Below are 3,628 nucleotides of genomic sequence, written 5' to 3' on the forward strand. Positions count from 1 at the left end.
CTTTCCGTGAGCGCGAGCAGATGCGAAAACGCGCCGCGTGTCTTGAACGTGCCACCCACCTGCAGCAGCTCGAACTTGAAGTTGACCGGCGTGCCTTCCAGCGTGGGAAAGTCGTGACGCTCGAAGGACGGCGTGCGTGCGACCCACGGCGAGAGCGTCATGTGCTGGCTGGCGATATCGTCGAGCGTGGGAATCGGCGTGCCGTCGATGGTGTTATCGGAGTGATGGGCGGTGGACATGGATTCCCTTGTGATCTCAACGAGCAATTTCAACAGACATCAACGCACCTGCGCCTCAACCGACATGCTGTGAATGAACTTGCCCAAAAACGCTTCACACGCCACAAGCTGCTCCAGCGACACGTATTCGTTCGCCTTATGCGCCTGCTCGATATTCCCCGGCCCGCACACAATGCTCGGCACGCCCGCGAGCTGGAACAAGCCCGCTTCCGTCCCGTAAGCTACCTTGCGCTTTTCCTGATTCGCGGTCAGCGCGCGCACCAGTTGCGTGATCGCCGCTTGCTCGGACGCATCCAGCCCCGGCGCTGCGGCAATCTTCGAGAACTCGATCGCCGCGTTCGCGTGTTCCTTCTGCATCTTCGGCAACAACTCTTCCCGTGCATATTTCTCGATGCGCTGATAAATCGGCTCTGGATCAAGCGTCGGCAAATTGCGGAATTCGAACGCGAAGTTGCATTCGGCGGGTACCGTGTTGATCGCGTTGCCGCCATTGATCGTGCTGGTCTGTGCAGTCGTGAAGGGCACGTCGTACTGTTCGTCGAACGGGCCTTGCGCGCGGAATTCATCGGCGACATCGCGGATGTAGCAGATCAGCCGCGCTGCATATTCAATCGCGTTCAAGCCCTTCGGCGTCAGCGATGAATGCGCGGCAAACCCGCGCACGCAGCAGTTGTACGCATTGATGCCCTTATGCGCGATGACCGGCCGCATGCTGGTTGGCTCGCCCACAATGCAGCCATCGGGACGCAATCCGCGCTTTTGCAGGTCGGTGATCATTAGCGGCGCGCCGGCGCAGCCAACTTCTTCGTCGAAGGAGAGGGCGAAATGGATCGGCCGCGCGAGTTTCGTGGCCTGCATCTTCGGCAACAAGCTCAGCGATGCACCGATAAACCCCTTCATGTCGCAGGTCCCGCGACCGTACAAAAGGCCATCGCGGATTTCGGGCTTGAACGGATCGCTGTCCCATTTCTGGCCGTCGACCGGCACCACGTCCGTATGACCCGACAGCACGATGCCGCCGTTCGTCGCACCATCGTGCGCGGGCACAGTTGCGAACAGGTTGGCCCATTTGCCGGACGGATCGGTGCTGAGCGTGCTCTCGATACCGGCTGCGCGCAGTTCGTCGCGCACGGTTTCGATCAAGCCCATGTTCGGGTTGCGGCTGACGGTGTCGAAGGAGACGAGCTTCTTGATCCACGGCAACGACGCCGGCTCGGCAGGGGACGACGCATTGGAAAAGGGTGTTTGGGCGACGGAATCCGTCGATTCAGCGATCTGCGACATGACGCTCTCCTTGGAATTTTTCACTTTCGATAATACCGAAAAAACCGGCCACGCACCGCCGGATAAGGCAGTGCGCGGATGTGTCTGGTTCAGCGAGAAGGCAAAGACGCGACGGCAGGTTTCTGCTGCCGCACCGGCGCGCCCAGCGCACGCAGCGTTTCCTTCACCGTCGAAATCCGCACGGCAAGATCCGGACTGCGCACCTCTATGCGCAGCTTGTCCTGCCCTGCGAGCTTGATGTGCTTGTTCTTCTGCACCATTTCGATGATCTTCATGGCATCGACGGGCGGGTTCGGAATGAACTGCAAAGCAATCGCATGCTCGGCCGCGTCGATCTTGATAATGCCCAGCGGCTTGGCCGCGAGACGCAGCTTATGCGTCTCGACCAACGCGCTCGCCTGCGGCGGCAGCTTGCCGAAACGGTCGATCAGCTCCTCAAGAATGCTGTCGATGGCATCGCTTGTTTCGCAGTTCGCCATGCGTTTATACAGCGACAAACGTTCCTGCACGTCGCCGCAATAATCAGCGGGAAGGATGGCCGGTGCGTGCAGGTTGATCTCGGTCGTGGCGGCGAGCGGCGAGTTCAGATCGGGCTCGCGGCCTTCCTTCAGCGCTCTCACGGCGTCGTTGAGCATGTCGGTGTAAAGCTGGAAGCCGATCTCGTGAATTTCTCCCGATTGTTTATCGCCGAGCACTTCGCCTGTGCCGCGAATCTCCAGATCGTGCATCGCGAGATAAAAGCCTGAACCGAGTTCTTCCATCTGCTGGATCGCTTCAAGCCGCCGCTGCGCTTGTTTCGTGAGCGCGGCCGGATCGTGAACCAGCAAATACGCGTAAGCCTGGTGGTGCGAGCGCCCAACGCGCCCACGCAACTGATGCAACTGCGCGAGGCCGAATTTATCGGAGCGATGGATCAGGATCGTGTTTGCGCTCGGCACGTCGATCCCCGTTTCGATAATCGTCGTGCACAGCAGCACGTTCGCGCGCTGGCCGACGAAATCGCGCATCACGCGTTCGAGTTCGCGCTCGTGCATCTGCCCGTGCGCGACCGCAATACGCGCTTCGGGCACGAGCGCTTCGAGCATCGCGCGCCGGTTTTCAATCGTCTCGACTTCGTTGTGCAGGAAATAAACCTGGCCGCCGCGCTTGAGTTCGCGCAGCATCGCCTCACGGATCACGCCGTCTTCTTCGCGTCGAACGAAGGTCTTGATCGCGAGGCGCTTTTGCGGCGCGGTGGCGATGATCGAGAAGTCGCGCAAGCCTTCCAGCGCCATGCCGAGCGTGCGTGGGATGGGCGTAGCGGTGAGCGTGAGCACATCGACTTCCGCGCGCAGCGCCTTCAGCGCCTCCTTCTGACGCACGCCGAAACGATGCTCCTCGTCGATGATCACCAGCCCGAGCCGCTTGAACACCACGTCGGTGGAGAGCAGCTTGTGCGTGCCGATGACGATATCGATCGTGCCTTCATTGATCGCCTGAATCGATGCCCCGACTTCCTTCGTGCTCTTGAAACGCGAGAGTTCGGCGATCTTCACGGGCCAGTCGGCGAAACGGTCGGTGAAGGTGTTCGTGTGTTGTTCAGCGAGCAGGGTGGTCGGTGAAAGAATAGCGACCTGCTTGCCACCCATCACCGCAATAAACGCCGCCCGCAGCGCCACTTCCGTCTTGCCGAAACCGACGTCGCCGCAAACCAGCCGGTCCATCGGCTTGCCGCTCGTCATATCGCCTATCACGGCGGTGATTGCCGCGGCCTGGTCGGGCGTTTCCTCGAAGCCGAAACTCTCCGCGAACTTCGCGTAATCGCGCGCTTCCAGCGGGAACGAGTGACCTTCGCGTAGCGCGCGGCGTGCGTAGAGATTGAGCAGTTCGGCCGCCGTATCGCGGATTTGCTGCGCGGCCTTGCGCTTCGCTTTGTCCCACTGACCGGAGCCGAGCGCGTGCAACGGCGCGCTTTCCGGGTCCGCGCCGCTGTAGCGCGAGATCACGTGCAACTGGGCGACCGGCACGTACAGCTTGCTTTCGTTCTGGTATTCGAGATGGAGGAACTCGGTTTCGCCTTCACCCAGATCCATCGATACCAGGCCCATATAGCGCCCAATACCATG

General features: G+C 60.7%; 2 protein-coding genes and 1 pseudogene. All 3 read right to left on the reverse strand.

Features of this window, described 5'->3' with window-relative positions; translation table 11 throughout:
• Positions 1 to 239: pseudogene (locus JWR14_RS33385) on the reverse strand (threonine/serine dehydratase); the annotation flags it as partial.
• Between the two features lie 39 nt (positions 240 to 278).
• On the reverse strand, positions 279 to 1,523 hold the full coding sequence (gene argE, locus JWR14_RS33390) for an acetylornithine deacetylase (RefSeq protein WP_299717986.1): 1,245 nt from the start codon (positions 1,521 to 1,523) through the stop codon (positions 279 to 281).
• An 89-nt stretch (positions 1,524 to 1,612) separates the two neighbouring features.
• A partial coding sequence (gene mfd, locus JWR14_RS33395) for a transcription-repair coupling factor (protein ID WP_299717988.1) occupies positions 1,613 to 3,628 on the reverse strand: 2,016 nt, incomplete at its 5' end.

Origin of the sequence: Caballeronia sp. (assembly GCF_028292365.1) — a bacterium.
GTDB lineage: Bacteria > Pseudomonadota > Gammaproteobacteria > Burkholderiales > Burkholderiaceae > Caballeronia.